The following is a 25,849-nucleotide window of genomic DNA, read 5'->3' as shown; positions in this document are numbered from 1 at the left end:
TCTCACCATCACGACCACAGCAATGGTCTGGCCGTAAATCTTAGAGAGACACAGACAAATGAAAAAAAGCACATTAATGTTAAGTGCGCTGGCGCTTAGTCTGGGCATGGCATTGAGCCCTGTCAGTTTCGCGGCGGAAAGTGCTTCCTCCTCGAACCAACAGTTGCCAAGCCTGGCGCCGATGCTGGAAAAAGTGATGCCTTCCGTGGTGAGTATTAGCGTTGAAGGCAGCACCACGGTGAAAACCCCACGCATGCCGCAGCAATTCCAGCAATTTTTTGGTGATAACTCGCCATTCTGCCAGGACGGTTCGCCATTCCAAAGCTCGCCAATGTGCCAGGGTGGCGGTGATGGTAGCCAGGGCGGTGACAACGGCGGCGCCAACACCCAACAGCAAAAATTCCGTGCGCTCGGTTCGGGTGTCGTGATTAATGCCGATAAAGGCTATGTCGTCACCAACAACCATGTGGTGGATAACGCCACCAAAATTCAGGTGCAGCTGAGCGATGGCCGTCGCTATGACGCCAAAGTGATTGGTAAAGATCCGCAGTCTGATATCGCTCTGATTCAACTGCAGGACGCGAAGAACCTGACGGCGATTAAGATCGCTGACTCCGATGACTTACGCGTCGGTGATTACACGGTCGCGATCGGTAACCCGTATGGCCTCGGTGAAACGGTGACCTCCGGTATTGTTTCTGCACTGGGTCGTAGCGGCCTCAACGTCGAGAACTACGAGAACTTCATCCAGACCGATGCCGCCATCAACCGTGGTAACTCTGGTGGTGCGCTGGTGAACCTGAACGGTGAGCTGATCGGGATTAACACCGCGATTCTGGCACCAGACGGCGGCAATATCGGTATCGGCTTTGCTATCCCAAGTGCGATGGTGAAAAACCTGACGGCGCAGATGATCGAGTATGGCCAGGTTAAGCGTGGCGAGCTGGGCATTATGGGTACCGAGTTAAACTCGGAGCTGGCGAAAGCGATGAAAGTCGATGCCCAGCGTGGTGCCTTTGTTAGCCAGGTTCTGCCTAACTCAGCAGCGGCAAAAGCGGGTGTTAAAGCCGGCGATGTCGTGGTGTCGATGAATGGCAAACCGTTGACCAGTTTTGCCGCGCTGCGTGCAGAAGTGGGCTCACTGCCAGTGGGCACCAAACTGCAGCTGGGTCTTTTACGTGACGGTAAACCGGTGACTATCACGGTTGAACTGCAGCAGAGTTCGCAGGAAAAAGTGCAGTCCGCCACTATCTACACTGGCATTGAAGGTGCCGACCTGAGCAATATCGACAGCAACGGCCAGAAAGGCGTGCGCGTGGATAATGTGAAGGCGGGCAGTGCTGCAGCGCGTATTGGTCTGAAGAAAGGTGACGTGATTATGGGCGTTAACCAGCAGGCGATTGCCAACCTTGGTGAACTGCGCAAAATTCTCGACACCAAACCGTCTGTGCTGGCCCTGAACGTGCAGCGTGGTGACAGCAGCCTTTATCTGCTGATGCAGTAAGTCTTAGATAATTGAGTACAGGCGAGCTTCGGCTCGCCTTTTTTTGTTTTTGTCAGCAGAACTGCGCCATTGGCTAGCATCAACACCATTTTAGTGTGGTCCACATTGTGCAGATGTCCGTTTCGCAATGTGACGCCTACCGCAATTCCCGTATTCTCTATCCGGCTATGTGCAGTTGCACAATGCCAGGCGTGCGTGGGATGCGTATTCTGTCAATTCTTCCCTTTCTCTGGAGTGATTGATGGCCACCTATCATCTCGATGCGCGACTGGCTCAGGATATTGTTGCCCGCACCATGCAAATTATTGACAGTAATGTCAACGTGATGGATGCACGCGGCCGTATTATTGGCAGCGGCGATCGTGAGCGTATTGGCGAATTGCACGAAGGTGCGCTGCTAGTGTTATCGCAGGGAAGGGTAGTGGACATTGATGAGGCCGTGGCGAAACATCTGCACGGCGTGCGTCCTGGCATCAACCTGCCGTTGCGTATTGATGGTGAGATTGTCGGTGTAATTGGCCTGACCGGTCAGCCGGCAGCGCTGCGTCATTACGGTGAACTGGTGTGTATGACCGCCGAAATGATGCTGGAACAAGCGCGGCTGTTGCACATGCTGGCGCAGGATAGCCGTTTGCGCGAAGAGCTGGTGCTGAACCTGATTCGTAGCGATACGCTTTCACCGGCGTTGAGCGAGTGGGCGCAGCGCCTGGGCATCGATCTCAATCAACCGCGCGTGGTGGCGGTGGTGGAAGTCGACAGCGGTCAGCTTGGCGTTGACAGTGCGATGTCGGAATTGCAGCAGTTACAAACACTACTGACAACGCCGGATCGTGACAACCTGATTGCTATCGTCTCACTCACTGAAATGGTGGTGTTGAAACCGGCGCTCAACGCCCACGGCCGTTACGATCAAGACGATCATCGCCGTCGCGTGGATCAGTTATTACAGCGTATGAAAGAGAGTGGGCAGGTGCGAATGCGCATCGCGCTGGGTAATTTCTTTACCGGTCCCGGCAGTATTGCGCGTTCCTACCGTACGGCGCGCACCACCATGATGGTGGGTAAACAGCGCATGCCGGAACAGCGCAGCTTCTTCTATCAGGATTTGGTGCTACCCGTACTGCTGGATAGCCTACGCGGTGGCTGGCAAGCGAATGAACTGGCGCGTCCGTTGGCGAAACTCAAAGCCAATGATAATAATGGATTATTGCGGCGTACGCTGGTGGCGTGGTTCAGTCATAACGTGCAGCCAAGCGCCACGGCACGCGCACTGTTTATCCATCGTAATACGCTCGAGTATCGCCTGAACCGCATTTCCGAGCTGACCGGATTGAACCTCGGCAATTTTGACGATCGATTGCTGCTGTATGTGGCGCTGCAACTGGATGAACAGAGCTAGCCCTTAGCATGGCCAGGAGAGGAAGATGTCCCGATTGAATGTGCGCCTGGTCTGGCTGTTGGCCGGCTTGCTGGTGACCGCGACCTGTCATGCCAAAGCCGTTTCGCTGGCCTTTTTATCTGGCGAAGAGATGCAACAGACGCGAACTGCGCTGCAAAATCATCAGGCTGCGCCACAGACTGAGCAGGCGTGGCAGCAACTCAAGCAGGCTGCCGATCGCGCGCTTAAACAGCCCAATCCCAGCGTGACGCAGAAAGGGATGTTACCTCCCAGCGGTTCCCGCCATGATTATCTCAGCCTGAGTGCTTACTGGTGGCCGAATCCCGACAAGCCCAATGGCTTGCCATGGGAACGTCGTGATGGTGCGGTCAATCCGGCGAGTAAAAACGATCAAAGCGATGGTGTGCGTCTGGCTCGTTTCACCGCAGACGTGCAGGCATTGGCGCTTGCCTGGTATTTCTCCGGCGAAACCCGTTATGCAGCCAAAGCCCAATCGATGATTCGCAGCTGGTTTATCGATCCCGCCACCCGCATGAATCCCAATCTTAATTATGCTCAGGGCGTGCCAGGTAAGGCTGAGGGCCGCCACACCGGCGTGCTGGATGGGCGTTACTTTGCCACGCGCATAGTGGATGCACTGCAGCTACTGCAGGATTCGCCCGGCTGGCGCCAACAGGATCAGGCTGCACTGCAGGCATGGTTTAGCGATTATCTCGACTGGCTATTGCACAGTCAGTTGGCACAAGGCGAGCGTGATGCGCCCAATAACCATGGCAGTTGGTATGCGGCTCAGGTGGCGGGCATCGCGTGGTATTTGTATCAACCTCAGGTCATTCAGCAGATGGTGGTTTTAGCTCAGGATAAAATCGCCGGGCAAATTCGTGCGGACGGAACGCAGCCACTGGAACTGGCGCGCACGCGCTCGTTCCATTATAGCTATTTCAATTTGCAGGCACTGACGAGCCTTGCGCAGTTGTCACAGCGAAGCGGAACCGGCGATCTCTGGCACTATCATCAGCAGGGTGGTTCGCTGTTGAGTGCGCTGGATTACATGGCACCTTTCAGTGATAGCAGCAAAACCTGGCCATGGAAAAATCGCGATCGTGTCAGTCTGCGCTTGATTCCGCTTCTTACGCTCACAGATAACAGCCTGAACAGCGACCGCTATCAGCGTTGGATCCATCGCGCGATCGAAACGCAATCGACGGCCAATACCAGCCCTGCAGCGCGCGGAGCGGAAAGAGAAGCGCTGCGTGATGTGTGGTTGTTATCGCGGCCACCCACGTATCGGTGATGGGAAGGTTATATCCGAGGCTGCGTGCTGTTAAGCATTAGACTCATCGATGCCCTGTGCGCAGCATCGGCATCACCAATCATGATCGCTTCATAAATCTTACGGTGTTCGTCCAAAAAAATATCCTGTGCGCTGGAAGGCCAGGTAAAGAAGCATTTAAAGATGGTTTCCAGCAAATTACCGAACGGGATGTAAAAACAGTTGTCCGTTGAGTGAAAGATCAGGCGATGAAAGGCACTGTCTGCCTCAAGCCAGCGAGCAAGATCGAATGTACTCGCCGCGCATACAGCGATCATTTCGCGGAATAACAGAGAAAGTTCGGTGCGTTGAGCCTGCGTGGCGTGAAGTGCAGCCAGTCTGGCGGCCTGCGGTTCGATAGCCTCACGGAAGGCCAGAAACTGTTGATACATCTCTGCCGTAGATTCGATGCTCTGCATCCATTCCAGCAGTTGCACATCAAGCAGATTCCAGTATGTGCGGTCGCGAACGTGTGTGCCGAGCTTGGGGCGCGATTCTATTAATCCCTTCGAAGAGAGCAGTTTGAGCGCCTCACGCACGGCCGTTCGGCTGACGCCAAAGTGGCTGCACAGTTCCACTTCACTGGGCAGAACATCACCGGCTTTAAGCGTTCCTGAGAGAATTTTTTGCGCGAGGTCACCGGCGATATGAACATCCAGACCGCGCTGTCCTGAGATGATGGCTGCGAATTGCATAGTTTTTGTTATACCTGAAGTCAGACATAACCCGATACTAGCCAGGGATTATGAATTCAGATAGGTGAAACAGGCCCAGATAAAACTGAAACAAGGCAAAAAAAAGGCCAGCATAAGCTGGCCCTGGGAACGCGGAGGGAAATTAACGACCGTTGCGGGTCAGTTGATCCAGATCGGATTCAATTTCAGCGATCTTATTCGATACCACGTTTTCCAGATGACGCAGATCGGCGAGGATTTTGCGCTTCAGATCGACTTCAACCTGATCGCGCTGGCAGATCTGGTCCAGTTCATCGATCACGTAACGCAGGTTCGGGCTGATTTCCTGTACTTCTTTATAGCCCTGGCTGGTGTGATCGGCCACAACGGTTTTACGCTGACGCGGGTATTTGAATTTCACGCTTTTGGCGAAGAATTCACCTTTGTCTTTGCGGAAATAGATTTTCAGAATGTCGTTGCTGGCTTCCTGACGCAGGCTGTAACGGTCGATGTCTTCAGGAGAGCTGATACCTAAGCTTTTCAGGTTGTCGTACATAGCGTTTATATTCCATCTAAGAGTGGGTGAGCGCGCAGGACTATCATCATCATTCGGGATGCGGCAGATACGCAGCAACCGGAACGCTTACGGCATACTTAATCAACTGTAGACACAAAAACCGGGATGAACAGTGCGCGACCGGAGTTAACTGGCGCGGATTATGAACTGTTTGAAAAATAAACGCACCAGATAATTCGCGGCGCGAAGCAGGTAGTTAAGGCAAGAGTGTAAAGAAAAAATTACGGGCCTGAATACAGGCCCGTTGGCGGATGTTTTGACTCAAGTCTGACTTAGTCGATGGTGCGCAGCAGTTCGTTGATGCCGGTTTTCGCCAGCGTTTTAGCGTCCACTTTCTTCACAATCACGGCGCAGTACAGGCTGTAGCTACCATCTTTAGACGGTAAGTTGCCCGATACCACCACTGAACCCGCTGGCACGCGGCCGTAATGCACTTCACCAGTTTCACGATCGTAGATTTTGGTGCTCTGACCGATGTAAACGCCCATGGAGATCACTGAACCTTCTTCAACGATCACGCCTTCAACGATTTCAGAACGTGCGCCGATGAAGCAGTTGTCTTCGATGATGGTTGGGTTAGCCTGCAGTGGCTCCAGAACACCGCCGATGCCGACGCCGCCAGACAGGTGAACATTTTTACCGATCTGCGCACAAGAACCTACGGTGGCCCAGGTGTCAACCATGGTGCCTTCATCAACGTAAGCGCCGATGTTGACGTAAGAAGGCATCAGCACGGTGTTACGTGCAATGAACGCGCCCTGACGCACGGCAGCAGGTGGGACAACGCGGAAGCCCGCATTTTTGAAGCGTGCTTCATCCCAGTTCGCGAACTTCATTGGGACTTTGTCGTAAAAACGGGTTTCTGCGCCTTCCATCACCTGGTTGTCATTGATGCGGAACGACAGCAGCACTGCTTTCTTCAGCCACTGATGCGTTACCCACTCTCCGTTGATCTTTTCAGACACGCGCAGTTCGCCGCTATCCAGCAGGCCGATAACCTGTTCAATGGCTTCACGGGTCACGCTGTCCACGCTGGCTGGCGTGATATCGGCGCGGCGCTCAAAGGCAGATTCGATAACGCTCTGTAACTGTTGCATATTTTTTTCCTGATTCTGTCATAACGGAATGCACGCAAAAAAGCGTACATAGTAAAATTGCCTGGCAAACATCATTCACGTTGCAGGACAAAACACGAGGTGTGTTTTGAACAGCGCTCGCGCTGGCCCCGCAGGGGTGAGGCCCATGGAAGGGCCGGGCAATAAAGCCAACGCACCTGCAGCGTTAAGGATGGAAGCCAGGTCACAGTTTATCGTTTGGATTGAGGGCCTCTGTCAACCGTTGTTGCAGCACATTGCGCATTTCTACATCAAGTGCGCGCCGTTCGCTGTCCGCCAGGATGAAAAGATCCTCAACTCGTTCGCCAATCGTACTGATGCGCGCGCCGTGCAGAGAAACGCCGAGGTCGGCAAACACTTCCCCTACACGCGCCAGTAAGCCTGGCTGATCCAGCGCCACCAATTCCAGATAACTGCGACGGTCAGTGTGCGTCGGCAGGAAATTCACTTCGGTATCGACACTGAAGTGCTTAAGTCGTGCAGACTGGCGACGAGTGCGCGGCGGCACCCACTCGGTTTGGGTAATCGCTTGCTCCAGTGCCTGCATAATCATCGGATGACGATCGGCGGCCAGCGGACTGCCATCCGGCTCCAGCACAATGAAGGTATCCATCGCCATGCCGTCGCGGCTGGTAAAGATCTGGGCATCGTGCACGCTCAGGTTTCGGCGGTCCAGTTCACCGGCTACTGCGGCAAACAGGTGAGGGCGGTCCGGGCTCCAGATAAAGATTTCAGTCCCACCGCGTGTGGCCTGCGGGCTGACCAGCACCAGGGGTTTGGTGAGATCGTGGTCGATCAGATGACGCGCGTGCCATGCCAGCTGATTCGGCGTGTGACGCAGGAAATAGTCAGCACGGCAGCGGCTCCAGATATGGTGCAGGCGCTCTTCGTTGAGGTTTTCCATCCGCAACAGCGCGAGGGCCTGTAAGCGATGATGACGTACGCGTTCGCGCAAGTCCGGGCTGTTTTCCATGCCGCGACGCAGCTGTTTTTCGGTCGCGAAGAACAGTTCACGCAGCAGGCTCTGCTTCCAGCTGTTCCACAGGCTTTCGTTGGTGGCGCAGATGTCGGCCACGGTGAGACACACCAGATAACGCAGGCGGTTTTCATTCTGCATGACTTCAGCGAACTGCTGAATCACCGTTGGGTCCTGAATATCGCGACGCTGGGCGGTGACCGACATCAACAGATGATGGCGCACCAGCCAGGCCACCAACTGCGTTTCCCGCGAGTTGAGCCCATGCAATTCGGCAAAATCAAGCGCGTCCTGCGCCCCCAGAATCGAGTGGTCACCGCCGCGCCCTTTGGCGATATCGTGCAGCAAGGCAGCCATCAGCAGCAGTTCGATCTGTGGCAAACGCGGCCAGAGTTCTACACACAATGGGTGCATCGGACGCGTGGCTTCGTTGGCGAAGCTTTCCAGCTTTTGCAGGACGCGAATGGTGTGCTCATCCACCGTGTAAGCATGGAACAGGTCAAACTGCATCTGGCCGACAATATTGCCCCACAGCGGCGTATACGCCCAAAGGACACTGTGGCGATGCATCGGCACCAGCGCTCGCTTTACCGCGCCCGGATGGCGCAGAATCGCCATAAAGGTGTCACGCGCTTCGGCAATCTGGCACAGCGGCTGCTTCAGATGACGACGCGCATGGCGCAAGTGACGTAGCGTGGTGGAGTAAATGCCGGTGATGTTCTCATTACGGACCATCACATAGAACATGCGCAGAATGGCCTGCGGTTCACGTTCGAACAGCGTGGGGTCACGCAGATCGATTAAATTGCCGCGCAGCTGGAAATCATCATCAATGCTGCGCGGTTTCTCGGTGGTGGAGAGTGCGAGGATCGCTTCATCAAACAGCTGTAGCAGCATCTGATTGAGCTCACCGATGCGGCGCGTCACCCGGTAAAAATCTTTCATCATGCGCTCAACCGGCTCATTGCCTTCGCCGAGATAGTTGAGCCGCTGTGCCACAGTGAGCTGGCGATCAAACAATAAGCGGTTGTCGTAGCGTGGTAACGTTAAGTGCAGCGCAAAGCGAATCCGCCAGAGGAACTCCTGGCATTCATTAATTTCATTGCGCTCGGCCTCCGTGATAAAGCCAAACCCCACCATCTCATCCATGGTGGTGGCGCCGAAGTGGCGGCGCGCCACCCACTGTAAGGTGTGGATGTCGCGCAGGCCGCCGGGACTGCTTTTGATATCGGGTTCGAGATTGTAGCTGGTGCCGTGGTAGCGCTGATGACGTTCCTGTTGCTCTTCAATCTTTGCCGCAAAAAAGCGAGAGGACGGCCAGAAGCCATCGCTGAAAATGTTCTTCTGCAACTCAAGGAACAGGGCGACATCGCCTGTCAGCATGCGGGATTCAATCAGGTTGGTGGCGACAGTAAGATCGGACAAGCCCTCCAGCAAGCACTCTTCCAACGTGCGCACACTGTGGCCAACTTCGAGTTTTAAATCCCACATCAGCGTCAGGAGTTCGCTGGTGCGTTGCGCGGCCGCGTCATCCAGTGGCTGGCGGCTGAGTATCAAGACATCGATATCGGAGAGCGGATGCAGTTCACCACGGCCATAACCGCCCACCGCAACCAACGCAATCTCTTTCATTTTATCGAAGCCGTAGAAGCGCCACAGTCGGCGCAACAGACGATCGATAAATAGCGTGCGGGCATCAATCAGTGATTCAACGTCAGTACCGGCATCAAAGGCCATACCGAGATGCTGCTGGAATTGCTCCAGATAGAGTTTTAATTTGTCACGCGTCAGGGCTTCATCGGGCCAGCTGGCGGGGGAATCAGTCAGGCCTTTGTGTACTGCTTCGGTCACGCTACCACTCATCGACATGCCTCGTAAGCGCCATAAAAAAAAGGCCGGCATTATGCCGGCCTGGTACTGTCCTGAAGAACGTTACGCGTTGTTTTCAAGCACCGCAGTAATGGTGTCATCTTCACGCAGCGTAAGAATCTCACAGCCGTTTTCTGTCACCACAATAGTATGCTCATACTGCGCGGACAAGCTGCGATCTTTGGTTTTTACGGTCCAGCCATCCTTCATGGTGCGGATACGATAATCACCGGCATTGACCATCGGCTCAACGGTGAAAGTCATCCCCGCCTGCAACACCACGCCGCCGTCATCGGCATCATAGTGCAACACCTGTGGCTCTTCGTGGAAACCTTTGCCGATGCCGTGACCGCAGTATTCACGTACCACAGAGAAATCCTGTGCTTCAACATATTGCTGAATCGCACGGCCCAACTCACGCAGGCGGATACCCGGTTTAACCAGACGCAGCGCAATGTAGAGGCTTTCCTGAGTGACACGGCACAAGCGCTCGCCTTGAATAGTCGGTTTGCCGACGATGAACATCTTCGAGGTATCGCCGTGATACTCGTCTTTGATCACCGTGACGTCGACGTTGACCACATCGCCATCTTTTAATACGCGATCATCGCTCGGGATGCCGTGGCACACCACTTCGTTAACCGAAATACACACTGATTTCGGGAAGCCGTGATAGCCAAGGCAGGCTGAGATAGCCTGCTGCTTATTCGTGATGTGATCGTGGCAGAGACGATCGAGTTCACCTGTGGTCACACCCGGCACCACGTGCGGGGCGATCATTTCCAGCACTTCAGCAGCCAGACGGCCCGCCACGCGCATTTTTTCGATTTCTTCAGGGGTTTTGATTGAAATGGCCATTAAATAATCCGCAATTGCCGACATTTTCGACAATAATGAGTTCTGTGGCAGTCATGTTAGCAGTCAGTCATTAGGCTGCCAAATCGGGATGACTCCTCGCTCAAGCTGCTAACAACTGTTGGCGTATTCCTGCGCATTATGGTATAAAGCGCGCCGACGATTCTCTGTCACCTTCGTTTCGTTGGCTGGCAGGAAACGCATAAAACTCATTATGTGTACTAAAACACACATGTATCGACACATACGCCGGGGTGCCTTGAAAGAGGTCGGTTGTATGGGATACATGGAGGCCCAACCCCAATCATACTTTAGAGGTAATCATGGCAACTGTTTCAATGCGCGACATGCTCAAGGCTGGTGTTCACTTTGGTCACCAGACCCGTTACTGGAACCCGAAAATGAAGCCATTCATCTTCGGTGCTCGTAACAAGGTTCACATCATCAACCTTGAGAAAACTGTACCAATGTTCAACGAAGCTCTGGCTGAGTTGCAGAAGATCTCTTCACGTAAAGGCAAAATCCTTTTCGTTGGTACTAAGCGCGCTGCTGCCGAATCTGTAAAAGAGTCAGCTCTGAGCTGCGACCAGTTCTTCGTTAACCACCGCTGGTTGGGTGGTATGCTGACCAACTGGAAAACTGTTCGCCAGTCAATCAAGCGTCTGAAAGATCTGGAAACTCAGTCTCAGGACGGTACTTTCGACAAACTGACCAAAAAAGAAGCACTGATGCGTGCTCGTGAACTGGCCAAGCTGGAAAACAGCCTGGGCGGTATCAAAGATATGGGCGGTCTGCCGGATGCACTGTTCGTTGTTGACGCTGACCACGAACACATCGCAATCAAAGAAGCAAACAACCTGGGTATCCCAGTATTTGCTATCGTTGATACCAACTCTGATCCAGATGGCGTTGATTTCGTTATCCCTGGTAACGACGATGCGATCCGTGCTGTAAGCCTGTACCTGACTGCTGTTGCGACTACCGTGCGCGAAGGCCGTTCACAGGATCTGGCTGAGCAGGCTGAAGAAGCTGCTGAAGCTTAATAAGGTTCGCTCTTTCTAAGAGCCCTTAGACATCAGATGTTATCTGTTAAGGGGGCCGCACAGGCCCCTTTTATTTATCTAAGTTTGTCACGCTTCTTTCGGGTAAGCGGGGCAGAGTAAATTTTCCGCAACAAGTTTCTGACAGTGTTAACGCACACAGAGACGAATCGAGGATTCTGGAATGGCTGAAATTACCGCTGCATTGGTAAAAGAACTGCGTGAGCGTACTGGCGCAGGCATGATGGATTGCAAAAAAGCGCTGACCGAAGCGAACGGCGACATCGAGCTGGCGATTGAGAACATGCGTAAATCTGGCGCGATCAAAGCCGCTAAGAAAGCAGGCAACGTTGCTGCTGACGGCGTGATCAAAACCAAAATTGCTGACGGTTACGCAGTGATTCTGGAAGTTAACTGCCAGACCGACTTCGTAGCTAAAGATGCTGGTTTCCAGGCTTTCGCTGACAAAGTGCTGGATGCAGCCACTGCAGGTAAAGTGACTGATGTTGAAGCTCTGAAAGCGCAGTTCGAAGAAGAACGCGTAGCGCTGGTTGCTAAAATCGGTGAGAACATCAACATCCGTCGTGTTGCTATCCTGGAAGGTGCACAGCTGAACAGCTACCAGCACGGCGCACGTATCGGCGTTCTGGTTTCAACCACCGGTGCTGATGAAGAGCTGAGCAAGCAAGTTGCTATGCACGTAGCTGCAAGCAAGCCAGAATTTGTTAAGCCAGAAGACGTGTCTGCTGATGTGGTCGAGAAAGAGTACCAGGTTCAGCTGGACATCGCCATGCAGTCTGGCAAGCCTAAAGAAATCGCAGAGAAAATGGTTGAAGGCCGCATGAAGAAATTCACCGGCGAAGTTTCTCTGACCGGTCAGGCTTTCGTTATCGATCCAAGCAAAACTGTTGGCCAGGCTCTGAAAGAGAAAGGCGCAGACGTGATTAACTTCATCCGCTTCGAAGTGGGCGAAGGCATCGAGAAAGTTGAAGCTGACTTCGCAGCAGAAGTTGCTGCAATGTCCAAACAGTCTTAATGCTCCGAAAGAACCGCCGGAAGGCGGTTCTTTTTTGTCTGCGTTTTGCGTGGACCACTTTTCAGTCTCATCCCAATAGCTTTTTTCGTTCGCTAAGCGGATGATCGATCAGATTTAACTTCTCATTCATCATATCTTCCAGGAAGAATTGACCATGGCGACCAACGCAAAACCTGTATATCAACGTATCCTGCTAAAACTGAGTGGCGAAGCACTGCAAGGTGCCGAAGGTTTTGGTATTGACGCGAGCGTGCTTGACCGTATGGCGCAAGAGGTGAAAGAGCTGGTTGAGCTGGGCATCCAGGTGGGTGTGGTTATTGGTGGCGGTAACCTGTTCCGTGGCGCTGGCCTGGCACAGGCAGGCATGAACCGTGTGGTCGGCGATCATATGGGTATGCTGGCAACCGTGATGAACGGTCTGGCAATGCGAGACGCATTGCACCGTGCGTATGTTAACGCGCGTCTGATGTCCGCGATTCCGCTGAATGGCGTGTGTGATAACTACAGCTGGGCAGAAGCAATCAGCCTGCTGCGCAATAACCGCGTGGTGATTTTCGCCGCCGGTACTGGCAACCCGTTCTTTACCACTGATTCCGCCGCTTGTCTGCGTGGCATCGAAATCGAAGCCGATGTGGTATTGAAAGCCACCAAAGTTGACGGTGTTTATTCAGATGATCCGGTGAAAAACCCGGACGCGACGCTGTATGAGCAGCTGACCTATGGCGAAGTCCTGGATAAAGAGCTGAAAGTGATGGATCTGGCGGCCTTTACATTAGCTCGCGATCATCAATTGCCGATCCGCGTCTTCAACATGAACAAACCTGGCGCACTGCGTCGCGTAGTGATGGGTGAAAAAGAAGGCACTCTGATTACGCATTAATACCCGACGCAAGATAAAATAAGGTATATTCTGTTGGCGCGATGCGTGGCATCGCGCAGCTTTCAGGATGATCGATGTTTATCGATACCACTTCCGGGTTGCCCGGAAATGGCCAGGTCAAACCGAATCCAAGGGTTTTAACGTGATTAACGACATTAAAAAAGATGCCGACACGCGCATGGAAAAATGCGTGGATGCATTCAAAAACCAAATCAGCAAAGTGCGCACCGGTCGTGCTTCGCCTTCACTGCTCGACGGCATTATGGTGCCTTACTACGGTACACCTACGCCATTGCGTCAGCTGGCTAGCGTCACGGTAGAAGATTCTCGTACGCTGAAAATCAACGTGTTTGACCGCTCACTGAGCCCGGCCGTTGAAAAAGCGATTATGGCATCTGACCTGGGTCTGAACCCAAGCTCAGCAGGTACCGATATTCGTGTGCCACTGCCAGCGCTGACCGAAGAGCGCCGTAAAGATCTGATCAAGGTCGTGCGTGGTGAAGCGGAGCAGGGGCGTGTTTCTGTTCGTAACGTGCGCCGTGATGCTAACGACAAGATCAAAGCACTGCTGAAAGACAAAGAGATCAGCGAAGACGACGAACGTCGCTCGCAGGATGAGATCCAGAAAATGACCGATGGCTACATCAAAAATGTTGATGTCGCATTGGCCGAAAAAGAAAAGGAACTGATGGATTTCTAATTCCATCAGATTACCTATACCCAAAATAATTCAGGGTGCAGGAAGGCGGCAAGGGAATGAATCCTCAGGAGCTTACTCCGGTAAGTGACTAGGTGAATGAGCTTAGCCAACGCACCTGCAGCTTGAAGTATGACGGGTATAAAACGCCGTTCAGAGACGTTGTGCGACTCTGGCGGCGTTTTACATTGTGCCTGGCGCTGTTGCAGGCACGATCCACGACGTCACAGGGATAGCATGATGAAGCGATTAACTCTGCTGGGTTCCACCGGCTCGATTGGTACCAGCACGCTGGCAGTCATCGCAGCCAATCCAGATCTGTACCAGGTCACCGCGCTGGTGGCGGGTCAAAACGTAGCGCTGATGGCTGAACAGTGTCAGCAATTTACCCCACGCTATGCGGCGATGTCTGATGAAGCCTCCGCACAAGCGCTGCGTGAGCGACTGAGAGCATTGAATCTTCCTACCGAAGTGCTCTCCGGCGTTCAGGCGGCTTGCGAGCTGGCTGCACTCGATGAAGTGGATCAGGTGATGGCGGCTATTGTTGGCGCCTCCGGGCTGCAACCCACGCTTGCCGCGATTCGTGCTGGCAAAACCGTTTTACTCGCGAATAAAGAGTCACTTGTCACGTGCGGCCGCCTGTTTATGGAGGCCGTGCGTCATCACAAGGCGCAGCTGTTGCCAGTCGACAGCGAGCACAACGCCATTTTTCAGAGTTTACCCGCTTCCATACAGCATCAGTTGGGGTACGCTGATCTGCGAGGGAATGGCATTGATTCTATTCTCCTTACGGGATCGGGTGGCCCTTTTCGTGACACGCCATTAGCGGATTTGGCCGCTATGTCGCCAGATCAAGCGTGTGCACATCCGAACTGGTCAATGGGACGTAAAATCTCCGTTGATTCGGCCACCATGATGAATAAAGGTCTTGAATACATTGAAGCCCGCTGGCTATTTAATGCCACTGACGCACAGATGGAAGTCATCCTGCATCCGCAGTCGGTGATTCACTCCATGGTGCGTTACTGCGATGGCAGTGTGCTGGCGCAGCTGGGGTCGCCTGATATGCGAACCCCCATCGCGCACAGCATGGCATGGCCAGCACGTATTTCGGCCGGCGTAACGCCACTCGATTTCACGCGAATGAAGTCACTGACGTTTGCAGAGCCGGACTATGAGCGCTATCCCTGCCTGAAGTTGGCAATCGATGCTTGCTCAACAGGGCAGGCCGCCACCACCACGCTGAATGCGGCAAACGAAGTGGCCGTCGCGGCATTTCTGCAGCATCAGATTCGCTTTACCGACATCGCCGCCATCAACAGCGAAGTGCTGGCGTCCCTGATGTGCCAGGAACCGGGCAGCATTGAGGATGTGATGGAGATCGATCGGTTAGCGCGTATCTGTGCCACAGAATTGCTACCACGCTTTCGTTTAGCAGGTTGATACTTCCCGCTATTTGTTCGCTCAGGGTGAAAATGGTATAGTCGCTCGCTCGCGTTTTTCGGCCCGACATTGTTTCGATGTCATCTGGTAGCGATGCCGGGGTTTGCCGCAGGCGCAATGTATTCAGAAACCACAGCATTTCTGATGAAAGGAATTATTACGCGTTATGTCGTCCAACAATCACAACACAATCGATGACGAGTCGTACTGCACGCCACGTCACGTGGCCATCATTATGGATGGTAATGGTCGCTGGGCAAAAAATCAGGGCAAACTGCGTATTTCAGGCCACAAAGCCGGGGTAAAATCAGTACGCCGGGCCGTCAGCTTTGCGGTCAGCCATAAACTGGAAGCGCTCACGCTCTATGCGTTCAGCAGTGAAAACTGGAGCCGACCGGTACAGGAAGTGACGGCCTTAATGGAATTGTTTGTCTGGGCGCTCGACAGCGAAGTCAAAAGCCTGCACAAACACAACGTGCGTCTGCGCGTGATTGGCGATATCAGTCGTTTCAATAATCGTATTCAGGAACGCATTCGTCGCGCCGAGGAACTGACTCAGCAAAATAATGGACTCACCCTCAACATTGCTGCCAACTATGGCGGCCGTTGGGATATTATCCAGGGTGCCAGAAAACTGGCTGAACAGGTTCAGGAAGGTTTATTACGTCCTGACCAGATAACCGAAGAAAGTCTGGCTCCCTATCTGTGTATGCAGGAGCTGGCGCCGGTGGATTTAGTGATAAGGACCGGGGGAGAGCATCGGATTAGCAACTTCCTGCTGTGGCAGATCGCCTATGCTGAGTTTTGGTTTACCGATGTTCTTTGGCCTGATTTTGATGAACACGTTTTTGAAGGTGCACTGAATGCATTCTCTTCGCGGGAGCGACGCTTTGGCGGCGCGGCACCAGGCGGCGCCTGAGCAATCTGGGGGTAACCTTTGCTGAAGTCTCGTCTGATCACCGCGCTTATTTTGATTCCGCTGGTGATCGCTGCTCTGTTTTGGTTGCCGCTGTCCGGATTTGCGATTACCACCATCATCATCTGTATGCTTGCCGCCTGGGAATGGGGGCAGCTGGCGGGTATGAAGACACGTCAGCAGCGTATCTGGCTCGCCGTGCTATGCGGCCTATTGCTCTCAGTGATGCTGTTCACTCTGCAACCCTATCAACGCAATTTGCACCAGTTCCAGATGGAAGGCTCACTTTGGGCCGCGCTGGGATGGTGGATTGTCGCCCTGTTTCTCGTGCTGTTTTATCCTGCCTCTGCGGCGTTGTGGCGCACTTCGCGCCCACTCCGCGTGCTATTCGGCATCCTGACCGTGATTCCCTTCTTCTGGGGAATGATGGCGCTGCGCCAGTATCATTACGATACCGATCACTTTGCGGGAGCATGGTGGCTGCTGTTTGTGATGCTGCTGGTCTGGGGCGCAGATTCTGGCGCTTACATGTTTGGCCGTTTGTTTGGTAAACATAAGCTGGCGCCAAAAGTGTCACCGGGTAAAACCTGGGAAGGCTTCTTTGGCGGCCTGCTGTCATCCGCGATTATCGCCTGGCTGTTTGCGCTGCTGGCTCCGCTTTCCGTGGCGCCGGGTACGCTGATTATCTGTGCCGTTATTGCTACGCTGGCTTCGGTACTGGGTGATTTGACCGAGAGCATGTTCAAACGTGAAGCGGGCATCAAAGACAGCGGTAACTTGATTCCGGGTCACGGTGGTATCCTCGATCGTATCGACAGCCTGACCGCTGCGGTGCCGGTTTTTGCCTGCCTGCTGCTGCTGGTGTTCCGCACCCTCTGAGGATTAGCGACAATGTTGAGCATACTCTGGAGTTTTGTCGCCTTTATCGTGGCACTTGGCGTACTCATCACCGTGCACGAATTCGGCCACTTTTGGGTCGCCCGCCGCTGCGGTGTCAAAGTCGAACGTTTCTCGATTGGCTTTGGCAAAGCGTTGTGGCGTCGTAGCGACCGTCAGGGCACTGAATACGTCATTGCCCTGATCCCGCTTGGCGGCTACGTCAAAATGCTCGACGAGCGCGTAGAGAGCGTTCCCGCTGAACTTCGCCATCAGGCCTTCAACAATAAAACTGTGCTGCAGCGTGCTTCGATCATTGCGGCCGGTCCCATTGCTAACTTCATCTTTGCCGTCTTCGCTTATTGGGTCGTCTTTATCCACGGCGTACCCGGTGTGCGTCCGGTTGTTGGCGAAATTCTGAACGGTTCCGTCGCGGCTGAAGCGCAAATTACCTCCGGCATGGAACTTAAAGCGGTAGATGGTATCGAAACGCCTGATTGGGATGCAGTGCGCATGGCGCTGATCGGAAAAATCGGCGACAGCAGTACCACGCTTACCGTCTCGCAATTCGGTGAAGATGCCACGCAGCAGAAGCAGGTCGATTTGCGCGAATGGCAGTTCGAACCGGATAAACAGGACCCGGTTGTGGCATTAGGGATTCGTCCTCGTGGGCCACAAATCGAAACGACCTTAGCTGAAGTGCAGGCAAATTCGCCGGCCAGCGCTGCCGGTTTGCAAGCAGGCGACAGGATCGTTAAAGTCGATGGTCAGCCGTTAACACAATGGCAGGCTTTTGCGGCGCAGGTACGCGATAATCCGCGCAAAAACATGGCGCTGGATGTGGAACGTAACGGCGAACTCGTGGCGTTGACGTTAACGCCAGAAGCGAAACCGGGCAATGAAGCGGAAGGCTTTGCGGGAGTGATTCCACGCGTCATTCCGCTGCCGGACGAGTATAAAACGGTTAGGCAGTATGGGCCCTTTGCCGCTATCGGTGAAGCCAGTGTCAAAACCTGGCAACTGATGAAGTTAACGGTCTCAATGCTGGGCAAGTTGATTACCGGGGATGTGAAGCTGAATAATCTGAGCGGGCCAATTTCGATTGCGCAAGGTGCAGGGTTATCAGCGGAATACGGGGTGATTTACTATCTGATGTTCCTGGCGCTGATCAGCGTCAATCTGGGGATCATCAACCTGTTCCCTCTGCCGGTATTAGATGGTGGACATCTGCTCTTTCTGGCGATCGAAAAGATCAAAGGTGGACCGGTGTCCGAGCGAGTTCAGGACTTCAGTTATCGCATTGGCTCAATTCTGCTGGTGTTATTAATGGGGCTTGCACTTTTCAATGATTTCTCACGTCTGTAATAGCTGGACTGCGGACAGGCGCGGGATGTGTTAGGAAAACGCATAACAACGATGGCGATGAAAAAGTTGCTCATAGCGTCGCTGCTGTTTAGCAGCGCCACCGTTTACGGTGCAGACGATTTCGTAGTGAAGGACATTCATTTCGAAGGTCTCCAGCGAGTCGCCGTCGGCGCGGCTCTGCTCAGCATGCCCGTACGTGTCGGTGATACCATTTCTGACGATGACGTCAGAAACACCATTCGCTCTCTGTTCGCCACCGGCAACTTTGAAGATGTTCAGGTTCTGCGTGATGGAACAACCCTGATTGTTCAGGTGAAAGAGCGTCCGACCATTGCCAGCATCACTTTCTCCGGCAACAAAGCGGTGAAAGAAGATCAGCTGAAGCAGAACCTTGAAGCTTCTGGTGTGCGCGTCGGTGAAGCACTCGACCGCACCACGCTTTCTTCGATTGAGAAGGGCCTGGAAGACTTCTACTACAGCGTCGGTAAATACACCGCCAGCGTGAAAGCGATTGCGACACCGTTGCCCCGTAACCGTGTGGACCTGAAATTCGTCTTCCAGGAAGGCGTGTCTGCTCAGATTCAGCAGATCAACATCGTTGGTAACAAAGCCTTTAGCTCTGACGAATTGATCTCGCGCTTCTCACTGCGTGATGAAGTGCCGTGGTGGAACGTGGTTGGCGATCGTAAATACCAGAAACAAAAGCTGGCCGGGGATCTTGAGACTCTGCGTAGCTTCTATCTGGATCGCGGTTATGCGCGCTTCAACATCGATTCCACTCAGGTGAGCCTGACGCCAGATAAAAAAGGCATCTACATCACCGTGAACATCAACGAAGGCGATCAGTATAAGATTGCCGGCGTTATCGTGAACGGCAGCATGGCGGGCCACTCTGCGGAAATCGAAAAGATGACGCGTATTCCATCGGGTGAGCTGTACAACGGCACCAAAGTCACCCAGATGGAAGACGACATCAAAAAACTGCTGGGTCGTTATGGCTATGCCTATCCGCGTGTGGTGACACAGCCGGAAATTAACGATGCAGACAAAACCGTTAAACTGCATATCAATGTGGATGCCGGTAACCGTTATTACGTGCGTAAAGTGCGCTTCGAAGGTAACGATACGTCGAAAGATTCCGTACTGCGCCGTGAGATGCGTCAGATGGAAGGCGCATGGTTGGGCAGCGACCTGGTTGATCAGGGTAAAGAACGCCTGAACCGCACCGGTTACTTTGAAACGGTTGATGTAGACACGCAGCGCGTGCCAGGTTCTCCGGACCAGGTCGATGTGGTTTACAAAGTGAAAGAGCGTAACACCGGTACCTTCAACTTTGGTGTGGGTTACGGCACCGAAAGTGGCGTCAGCTTCCAGGTGGGTGTAACCCAGGATAACTGGCTCGGTACCGGTAATACCGTTGGCATCAGCGGGACTAAAAACGATTATCAGACCTATGCTGAATTCTCACTGACCGATCCGTACTTCACGGTCGACGGTGTCAGCCTGGGTGGTCGTTTGTTCTACAACGACTTTAAAGCGAATGATGCTGACCTGTCCGATTACACCAACAAAAGTTATGGTGTTGATGGCACGTTAGGCTTCCCAATTAACGAGAATAACACGCTGCGTGTCGGCCTGGGTTACGTACATAACGACCTGTCCAACATGCAACCACAGATTGCGATGTGGCGTTATCTTGACTCGGTTGGCCGTCATCAGGAGTTGAATGATAAAGGTGATTTCTCTGCAGATGACTTCACCTTCAACTACGGTTGGACATACAACACGCTGGACCGCGGTTTCTTCCCGACCAGGGGTAACCGTACCAACCTGAACGGCAAAGTGACCATTCCAGGTTCCGATAACGCCTTCTACAAAGCGACGTTGGATTCTCAGCAGTACGTGCCACTGAACCGTGATGGCACCTGGGTGGTGCTGGGACGTGGCCGTGTCGGATATGGTGACGGGCTCGGTGGAAAAGAGATGCCGTTCTATGAGAACTTCTACGGCGGTGGTTCAAGTACAGTTCGTGGCTTCCAGTCCAATACCATTGGTCCGAAAGCGGCGTATCTGAACGATCACTCCTCCACCTGTAACCTGACGGATGCCAATGGCGTCTGTAAGTCAGATGATGCGGTGGGTGGTAACGCGATGGCAATTGCCAGCCTTGAGCTGATCACGCCAACGCCGTTCCTGAGCGAGAAATACGCTAACTCAGTCCGTACATCGGTGTTCATGGACGCCGGTACTGTCTGGGATACCAAATGGCAGAACACCGCAGAAACACGTGCGGCGGGCATTCCGGACTACAGCGATCCGAATAACATTCGTGTCTCTGCCGGTGTTGCACTGCAATGGATGTCGCCATTAGGTCCGCTGGTATTCTCATATGCTCAGCCGATGAAGAAAGTCGAAGGAGACAAGTCAGAGCAGTTCCAGTTTAACATTGGTAAAACCTGGTAAGGCTCTGAACAAGGAAGTGAAAATACCGTCTTGCATCCGTGTCGCGCTCTGGCGTGACACGCTGCAAACACACACGTTGAGGTAAGGAGTTTATAGTGAAAAAGTTGTTCTGTGCTGCTGCTCTGGGTGTTGCATTAGCTGCTTCTGCGGGTGCCCAGGCGGCCGATAAAATCGCCGTCGTGAACCTGAGCCAGGTATTCCAGCAGTCTCCGCAGCGTGCCGCTGTTGCTAAACAGCTTGAGGGCGAGTTCTCAAGCCGTGCTTCTGACCTCCAGGCGCAGCAGCAGAAAATCCAGGGTGAAATCCAGGATCTGCAGCGCAATGCGTCAACCATGAAGGCCAGCGATCGCACCAAGAAAGAGAAGCAGATTGCTTCTGAGCGTGCTGCTTTTGAACAGAAAGCGCAGGCTTTCGACAAAGACAACCAGACTCGTCAGATGCAGGAGCGTAACAAGCTGCTGGCTAAAATCCAGACCGCTGTTCAGTCTGTAGCGAAAAGCGAGGGTTACGATCTGGTGCTGGATTCTCAGGCCGTTCTGTACTCTTCTGCTGATGCTAAAGACATCACTGCTGACGTTGTAAAACAGGTTAAATAATCGATGTCATCAATTCGACTGGCTGATTTAGCCCAGCAGTTGGATGCAGAATTGCACGGAGATGGCGATATCGTCATCTCCGGCATTGCTTCTATGCAATCCGCCACCACTGGTCAAATCACTTTTCTTGCAAACAGCCGCTACCGCGAGCAGCTCGCTCATATCCAGGCTTCAGCCGTGGTGCTGACGGAAGCGGATCTGGAGTGGTGTAAAACCGCAGCCCTGGTGGTGAAAAATCCTTACCTAACGTACGCTCGCATGGCACAACTGCTGGACACAACGCCGCAGCCCGCGCAGAATATCGCGCCCAGTGCGGTGATCGATCCGACAGCGACGCTGGGCAAGAACGTTTCGGTGGGCGCGAATGCGGTGATCGAGTCTGGCGTTGAGCTGGGCGACGACGTCGTGATTGGCGCAGGATGTTTTGTGGGTAAGCAGACGCGTATCGGTCGCGGCTCACGTTTGTGGGCTAACGTTACGATTTACCATGAGATCGAGATTGGTCAGGATTGTCTGATTCAGTCGGGTACCGTGATCGGTGCCGATGGTTTCGGGTATGCTAACGACCGTGGCAATTGGGTGAAAATCCCTCAGCTGGGTACTGTCGTGATTGGGGATCGGGTAGAAATTGGTGCCTGTACCACTATCGATCGCGGTGCACTGGATAACACTCTGATCGGCAATGGTGTTATCATAGACAATCAGTGTCAGATTGCGCACAACGTTGTGATTGGAGATAACACGGCCGTTGCGGGCGGTGTGATCATGGCGGGTAGTCTGAAGATTGGACGTTATTGTATGATTGGCGGCGCCAGCGTCATTAACGGCCATATGGAAATCTGTGACAAAGTGACCGTAACGGGCATGGGCATGGTAATGCGCCCCATCACAGAGCCGGGGGTATACTCATCGGGTATCCCACTGCAACCCAACAAAACCTGGCGTAAAACGGCAGCGCTGGTGATGAATATCGATGAAATAAGCAAACGCTTAAAAGCCATCGAACGTAAGGTCGGCAAAGACGACTAAACGCATCGCTCGCTACCCGCTTTCATAATAAAGCAGCGTGCCTTTTCACAACTTCGGCTTAACCCGAAAGCGTAAGAAGGTCTCTCAGGAAAGCGTTACGCCACCGAACTGATTTGCGGCCTGCGGAGGATCATTTTGATCTGTGCAGGCCGTGTTATTATTGCCATCAGATTTTTTAGGACAGGAAGAGTATTTTGACAACTGAAACGCATACTCTGAAAATCGAAGAGATTTTAGAACTGCTGCCGCACCGCTATCCGTTCTTGCTGGTTGACCGCGTGCTGGAATTTGAAGAGCATAAATATCTGCGTGCGGTGAAGAACGTTTCTGTTAATGAACCGTTTTTCCAGGGACACTTCCCTGGTAAGCCGATTTTCCCAGGCGTTCTGATTCTGGAAGCAATGGCGCAGGCAACCGGTATTCTGGCGTTCAAAAGCGTTGGAAAACTGGAACCCGGCGAGCTGTATTACTTCGCCGGTATCGACGAAGCCCGCTTCAAACGTCCAGTGGTACCGGGCGATCAGATGATTATGGAAGTCACCTTCGAGAAAACTCGTCGTGGTCTGACGCGCTTCAAAGGCGTGGCAACGGTAGACGGCAAGATTGTCTGTGAAGCGACCATGATGTGTGCCCGTAGCCGGGAGGCATAATTAGTGATTGATTCAACCGCCAATATTCATCCCAGTTCCGTCATTGAAGAAGGTGCCGTCATCGGTGCCAATGTTCACATCGGCCCGTTCTGCTTTGTCGGCGCTAACGTGGAAATTGGTGAAGGTACGGTGCTCAAATCGCACGTGGTGGTGAATGGCCACACGCGTATCGGTAAAGATAATCAGATCTATCAGTTTGCTTCGATTGGTGAAGTGAACCAGGACCTGAAATATGCCGGTGAGCCGACCCGTGTTGAAATCGGCGATCGCAACCGCATCCGCGAGAGCGTCACCATTCACCGTGGCACTACGCAGGGTGGCAACCTCACCAAAATCGGCAGTGATAACCTGCTGATGGTTAATGCGCATATCGCGCATGACTGCGTGATCGGTAACCGTTGCATCTTTGCCAACAACGCCACGCTGGGCGGTCATGTCACCGTGGATGATTTCGCGATTATCGGCGGGATGACGGCAGTACACCAGTGGTGCACCATTGGTGCACACGTGATGGTTGGCGGTTGTTCAGGCGTAGCGCAGGATGTCCCACCGTACGTGATTGCGCAGGGCAACCACGCAACACCGTTCGGTATCAACATCGAAGGCCTCAAACGCCGTGGCTTTAGCAAAGAAGCACTGCACGCGATTCGCAATGCGTACAAACTGCTGTATCGCAGTGGCAAAACGCTGGATGAAGTGAAACCAGAGATTGAAGAGCTGGCAAAACAACACAGCGAAGTGCAGCCTTTCTGTGACTTCTTTGCCCGTTCGACGCGTGGATTGATTCGTTAATCCATGTCAGTGCGTCCCTTAACGATTGCCCTGGTCGCCGGAGAAACCTCCGGCGATATTCTTGGTGCTGGTCTTATCCGTGCGCTCAAAGCGCGTCATCCCGATGCTCGCTTTGTCGGCGTTGCCGGTCCGCTGATGCAGGCCGAAGGCTGTGAAGTCTGGTATGAGATGGAAGAGCTGGCGGTGATGGGCATTGTTGAAGTGCTCGGCCGCTTGCGCCGATTGCTGAAAATTCGCAAGGATTTGACGCAGCGCTTCACCGAACTCAAGCCTGATGTCTTCGTCGGTATTGATGCGCCAGATTTCAATATCACCTTGGAAGGGAGCCTGAAGCGCGCAGGCATTCGCACCATTCATTACGTCAGTCCTTCTGTATGGGCGTGGCGACAAAAACGCGTGTTCAAAATTGGCCGCAACACCAATCTTGTATTGGCGTTTCTGCCGTTTGAAAAAGCGTTTTACGATCGATTCAACGTACCTTGCCGCTTTATCGGCCACACCATGGCGGATGCCATGCCGCTGCAGCCAGATAAATCGGCGGCGCGACGTGAGCTAGGCATCGCGGAGGATGCGATCTGCCTGGGCTTGCTGCCGGGTAGCCGTGGTGCAGAAGTGGAAATGCTGAGTGCGGATTTCTTGCGTGCGGCGCAGTTGTTGCGTCAGCGTTATCCCGCGCTGGAAATCGTGGTGCCGCTGGTCAATGCCAAACGCCGCGAACAGTTTGAACAGATTAAAGCTGAAGTGGCACCCGAGCTGCCGATGCATTTGCTGGATGGCAAAGGCCGTCAGGCGATGATCGCCAGCGATGCGGCGATTCTCGCATCCGGCACTGCTGCGCTGGAGTGCATGCTGGCGAAATGTCCGATGGTGGTCGGTTACCGCATGAAACCCTTTACCTTCTGGCTGGCGAAGCGTTTGGTGAAAACACCGTACGTTTCATTGCCCAATCTGCTGGCGGGTCGGGAGTTGGTCAAAGAGCTGTTGCAGGAAGAGTGCCAGCCAGAGGCACTGGCGGCTGCGCTGGAACCTCTGTTGCATGCCGGACCAGAGCGCGATGACCTGCTGAATACCTTCAACGAGTTGCATCAACAGATTCGCTGGAATGCTGATGAGCAAGCCGCGGACGCCGTACTGGAGATTGCCAATGGCTGATTTTATCTACCCAAACGCACAGCGCATTGCTGGCGTGGATGAAGTGGGGCGAGGTCCGCTGGTAGGTGCCGTTGTTACGGCAGCAGTCATCCTCGATCCCGCGAATCCGATTATAGGGCTGGCCGACTCAAAGAAGCTCTCAGAAAAGCGTCGGCTGGCGCTGTATGACGAGATCAAAGAGAAAGCGCTGGCCTGGAGTCTGGGCCGTGCGGAGCCTGAAGAGATCGACCAGCTCAACATTCTGCACGCCACTATGCTGGCGATGCAGCGTGCGGTAGCGGGTCTGCCTGTTACGCCTGATTTTGTGTTGATCGATGGCAACCGTTGCCCTGCGTTAACGATGCCATCGCAAGCGGTTGTGAAGGGCGATAGCCTGGTACAAGAGATCAGTGCAGCCTCGATCATTGCCAAAGTGACACGCGATCGTGAAATGGCCGAGCTGGATCTGTTGTTCCCGGAATATGGATTTGCCCAGCACAAAGGCTACCCAACTGCGTTGCATATGGAAAAATTGACCCAGTTTGGTGCCACGCCACATCATCGCCGCAGCTTTGCGCCGGTGCGTAATGCCCTGATTGATGCTGATGTGCTGGCCGCGCGCCAGCCGACTACGCTTTAATAGCCTGACGCTGT

Annotated in this window: 23 protein-coding genes; 18 read left to right on the top strand and 5 right to left on the bottom strand. The window is 53.5% G+C overall.

Going from position 1 to position 25,849, the window contains the following annotated elements:
- The first annotated feature begins 58 nt into the window (after positions 1 to 58).
- The 3 genes from degP (at position 59) to LH22_RS17995 (ending at position 4,197) form a co-directional block, all read left to right on the top strand.
- Positions 59 to 1,504, top strand: a complete 1,446-nt coding sequence (degP, locus tag LH22_RS18005) for a serine endoprotease DegP (RefSeq protein WP_038648951.1) — start codon at positions 59 to 61, stop codon at positions 1,502 to 1,504.
- 241 nt (positions 1,505 to 1,745) lie between these two features.
- Positions 1,746 to 2,903, top strand: coding sequence for a CdaR family transcriptional regulator (locus LH22_RS18000; RefSeq protein ID WP_038648948.1), 1,158 nt, complete (start codon positions 1,746 to 1,748; stop codon positions 2,901 to 2,903).
- A gap of 25 nt (positions 2,904 to 2,928) precedes the next feature.
- Positions 2,929 to 4,197, top strand: a complete 1,269-nt coding sequence (locus LH22_RS17995; protein ID WP_038648946.1) for an alginate lyase family protein — start codon at positions 2,929 to 2,931, stop codon at positions 4,195 to 4,197.
- An 8-nt stretch (positions 4,198 to 4,205) separates the two neighbouring features.
- Here the strand turns inward: LH22_RS17995 and LH22_RS17990 are convergent, their stop codons facing one another.
- The 5 genes from LH22_RS17990 to map all read right to left on the bottom strand — a co-directional run bounded on the left by LH22_RS17990 (position 4,206) and on the right by map (position 10,284).
- Positions 4,206 to 4,910: a FadR/GntR family transcriptional regulator gene (locus LH22_RS17990; protein ID WP_038648944.1), complete on the bottom strand. Its 705-nt coding sequence runs from the start codon at positions 4,908 to 4,910 to the stop codon at positions 4,206 to 4,208.
- Positions 4,911 to 5,052: 142 nt separating this feature from the next.
- Complete coding sequence (locus LH22_RS17985; RefSeq protein ID WP_034829501.1) at positions 5,053 to 5,445, bottom strand: DUF3461 family protein; 393 nt, start codon at positions 5,443 to 5,445, stop codon at positions 5,053 to 5,055.
- 293 nt (positions 5,446 to 5,738) lie between these two features.
- Positions 5,739 to 6,563: a 2,3,4,5-tetrahydropyridine-2,6-dicarboxylate N-succinyltransferase gene (gene dapD / locus LH22_RS17980; RefSeq protein WP_038648942.1), complete on the bottom strand. Its 825-nt coding sequence runs from the start codon at positions 6,561 to 6,563 to the stop codon at positions 5,739 to 5,741.
- 202 nt (positions 6,564 to 6,765) lie between these two features.
- Positions 6,766 to 9,420 (bottom strand): bifunctional uridylyltransferase/uridylyl-removing protein GlnD, encoded by a 2,655-nt coding sequence (gene glnD / locus LH22_RS17975; protein ID WP_038648939.1) that lies wholly within the window; start codon positions 9,418 to 9,420, stop codon positions 6,766 to 6,768.
- 69 nt (positions 9,421 to 9,489) lie between these two features.
- Complete coding sequence (gene map, locus LH22_RS17970) at positions 9,490 to 10,284, bottom strand: type I methionyl aminopeptidase (RefSeq protein ID WP_038648936.1); 795 nt, start codon at positions 10,282 to 10,284, stop codon at positions 9,490 to 9,492.
- Positions 10,285 to 10,604: 320 nt separating this feature from the next.
- Here map and rpsB point away from each other — a divergent pair, with 320 nt between their 5' ends.
- From rpsB to rnhB, 15 genes are all read left to right on the top strand, one after another.
- Entirely contained in the window at positions 10,605 to 11,324 is a 720-nt protein-coding gene (gene rpsB / locus LH22_RS17965) for a 30S ribosomal protein S2 (RefSeq protein ID WP_038648935.1), read from the top strand.
- A gap of 181 nt (positions 11,325 to 11,505) precedes the next feature.
- Positions 11,506 to 12,357, top strand: a complete 852-nt coding sequence (tsf, locus tag LH22_RS17960) for a translation elongation factor Ts (protein ID WP_038648932.1) — start codon at positions 11,506 to 11,508, stop codon at positions 12,355 to 12,357.
- 154 nt (positions 12,358 to 12,511) lie between these two features.
- Positions 12,512 to 13,237, top strand: coding sequence for a UMP kinase (pyrH, locus tag LH22_RS17955; protein ID WP_034829488.1), 726 nt, complete (start codon positions 12,512 to 12,514; stop codon positions 13,235 to 13,237).
- A gap of 142 nt (positions 13,238 to 13,379) precedes the next feature.
- On the top strand, positions 13,380 to 13,937 hold the full coding sequence (gene frr / locus LH22_RS17950; RefSeq protein WP_038648929.1) for a ribosome recycling factor: 558 nt from the start codon (positions 13,380 to 13,382) through the stop codon (positions 13,935 to 13,937).
- Positions 13,938 to 14,174: 237 nt separating this feature from the next.
- Positions 14,175 to 15,377 (top strand): 1-deoxy-D-xylulose-5-phosphate reductoisomerase, encoded by a 1,203-nt coding sequence (gene ispC, locus LH22_RS17945; protein WP_205625005.1) that lies wholly within the window; start codon positions 14,175 to 14,177, stop codon positions 15,375 to 15,377.
- Positions 15,378 to 15,543: 166 nt separating this feature from the next.
- Entirely contained in the window at positions 15,544 to 16,296 is a 753-nt protein-coding gene (ispU, locus tag LH22_RS17940; RefSeq protein ID WP_034829480.1) for a (2E,6E)-farnesyl-diphosphate-specific ditrans,polycis-undecaprenyl-diphosphate synthase, read from the top strand.
- Positions 16,297 to 16,314: 18 nt separating this feature from the next.
- The gene (gene cdsA / locus LH22_RS17935) at positions 16,315 to 17,172 is read left to right on the top strand and encodes a phosphatidate cytidylyltransferase (RefSeq protein ID WP_038648924.1); all 858 of its coding nucleotides are present in this window, start codon (positions 16,315 to 16,317) and stop codon (positions 17,170 to 17,172) included.
- A gap of 12 nt (positions 17,173 to 17,184) precedes the next feature.
- Positions 17,185 to 18,534, top strand: a complete 1,350-nt coding sequence (gene rseP, locus LH22_RS17930) for a sigma E protease regulator RseP (protein WP_038648921.1) — start codon at positions 17,185 to 17,187, stop codon at positions 18,532 to 18,534.
- Between the two features lie 51 nt (positions 18,535 to 18,585).
- Entirely contained in the window at positions 18,586 to 20,997 is a 2,412-nt protein-coding gene (gene bamA / locus LH22_RS17925; protein ID WP_038648919.1) for an outer membrane protein assembly factor BamA, read from the top strand.
- 95 nt (positions 20,998 to 21,092) lie between these two features.
- On the top strand, positions 21,093 to 21,593 hold the full coding sequence (locus LH22_RS17920) for an OmpH family outer membrane protein (protein ID WP_038648916.1): 501 nt from the start codon (positions 21,093 to 21,095) through the stop codon (positions 21,591 to 21,593).
- A gap of 3 nt (positions 21,594 to 21,596) precedes the next feature.
- Positions 21,597 to 22,622 carry a UDP-3-O-(3-hydroxymyristoyl)glucosamine N-acyltransferase gene (gene lpxD, locus LH22_RS17915; RefSeq protein ID WP_038648913.1) on the top strand — a complete coding sequence of 342 codons (1,026 nt, stop codon included), beginning with the start codon at positions 21,597 to 21,599 and terminating at the stop codon, positions 22,620 to 22,622.
- 194 nt (positions 22,623 to 22,816) lie between these two features.
- The gene (fabZ, locus tag LH22_RS17910) at positions 22,817 to 23,272 is read left to right on the top strand and encodes a 3-hydroxyacyl-ACP dehydratase FabZ (RefSeq protein WP_013507953.1); all 456 of its coding nucleotides are present in this window, start codon (positions 22,817 to 22,819) and stop codon (positions 23,270 to 23,272) included.
- A gap of 3 nt (positions 23,273 to 23,275) precedes the next feature.
- A complete protein-coding gene (gene lpxA / locus LH22_RS17905) occupies positions 23,276 to 24,064 on the top strand; it encodes an acyl-ACP--UDP-N-acetylglucosamine O-acyltransferase (RefSeq protein WP_038648910.1) in 789 nt (262 codons plus the stop codon).
- Positions 24,065 to 24,067: 3 nt separating this feature from the next.
- Entirely contained in the window at positions 24,068 to 25,216 is a 1,149-nt protein-coding gene (gene lpxB, locus LH22_RS17900) for a lipid-A-disaccharide synthase (RefSeq protein WP_038648907.1), read from the top strand.
- Complete coding sequence (gene rnhB / locus LH22_RS17895; RefSeq protein ID WP_038648905.1) at positions 25,209 to 25,835, top strand: ribonuclease HII; 627 nt, start codon at positions 25,209 to 25,211, stop codon at positions 25,833 to 25,835. Before lpxB ends, rnhB begins: the two co-directional genes overlap by 8 nt.
- Positions 25,836 to 25,849 lie beyond the last annotated feature (14 nt).

The organism is Pantoea rwandensis (assembly GCF_000759475.1).
GTDB classification, from domain to species: Bacteria; Pseudomonadota; Gammaproteobacteria; order Enterobacterales; family Enterobacteriaceae; genus Pantoea; species Pantoea rwandensis_B.
This window is presented reverse-complemented; position numbering and strand designations above follow the sequence as displayed.

Coding starts and splice junctions, on each gene's coding strand:
- degP (WP_038648951.1), top strand. CDS start 59: ATGAAAAAAAGCACATTAATGTTAAGTGCGCTGGCGCTTAGTCTGGGC.
- LH22_RS18000 (WP_038648948.1), top strand. CDS start 1,746: ATGGCCACCTATCATCTCGATGCGCGACTGGCTCAGGATATTGTTGCC.
- LH22_RS17995 (WP_038648946.1), top strand. CDS start 2,929: ATGTCCCGATTGAATGTGCGCCTGGTCTGGCTGTTGGCCGGCTTGCTG.
- LH22_RS17990 (WP_038648944.1), bottom strand. CDS start 4,910: ATGCAATTCGCAGCCATCATCTCAGGACAGCGCGGTCTGGATGTTCAT.
- LH22_RS17985 (WP_034829501.1), bottom strand. CDS start 5,445: ATGTACGACAACCTGAAAAGCTTAGGTATCAGCTCTCCTGAAGACATC.
- dapD (WP_038648942.1), bottom strand. CDS start 6,563: ATGCAACAGTTACAGAGCGTTATCGAATCTGCCTTTGAGCGCCGCGCC.
- glnD (WP_038648939.1), bottom strand. CDS start 9,420: ATGAGTGGTAGCGTGACCGAAGCAGTACACAAAGGCCTGACTGATTCC.
- map (WP_038648936.1), bottom strand. CDS start 10,284: ATGGCCATTTCAATCAAAACCCCTGAAGAAATCGAAAAAATGCGCGTG.
- rpsB (WP_038648935.1), top strand. CDS start 10,605: ATGGCAACTGTTTCAATGCGCGACATGCTCAAGGCTGGTGTTCACTTT.
- tsf (WP_038648932.1), top strand. CDS start 11,506: ATGGCTGAAATTACCGCTGCATTGGTAAAAGAACTGCGTGAGCGTACT.
- pyrH (WP_034829488.1), top strand. CDS start 12,512: ATGGCGACCAACGCAAAACCTGTATATCAACGTATCCTGCTAAAACTG.
- ispC (WP_205625005.1), top strand. CDS start 14,175: ATGAAGCGATTAACTCTGCTGGGTTCCACCGGCTCGATTGGTACCAGC.
- ispU (WP_034829480.1), top strand. CDS start 15,544: ATGTCGTCCAACAATCACAACACAATCGATGACGAGTCGTACTGCACG.
- rseP (WP_038648921.1), top strand. CDS start 17,185: ATGTTGAGCATACTCTGGAGTTTTGTCGCCTTTATCGTGGCACTTGGC.
- bamA (WP_038648919.1), top strand. CDS start 18,586: ATGGCGATGAAAAAGTTGCTCATAGCGTCGCTGCTGTTTAGCAGCGCC.
- lpxD (WP_038648913.1), top strand. CDS start 21,597: ATGTCATCAATTCGACTGGCTGATTTAGCCCAGCAGTTGGATGCAGAA.
- lpxB (WP_038648907.1), top strand. CDS start 24,068: ATGTCAGTGCGTCCCTTAACGATTGCCCTGGTCGCCGGAGAAACCTCC.
- rnhB (WP_038648905.1), top strand. CDS start 25,209: ATGGCTGATTTTATCTACCCAAACGCACAGCGCATTGCTGGCGTGGAT.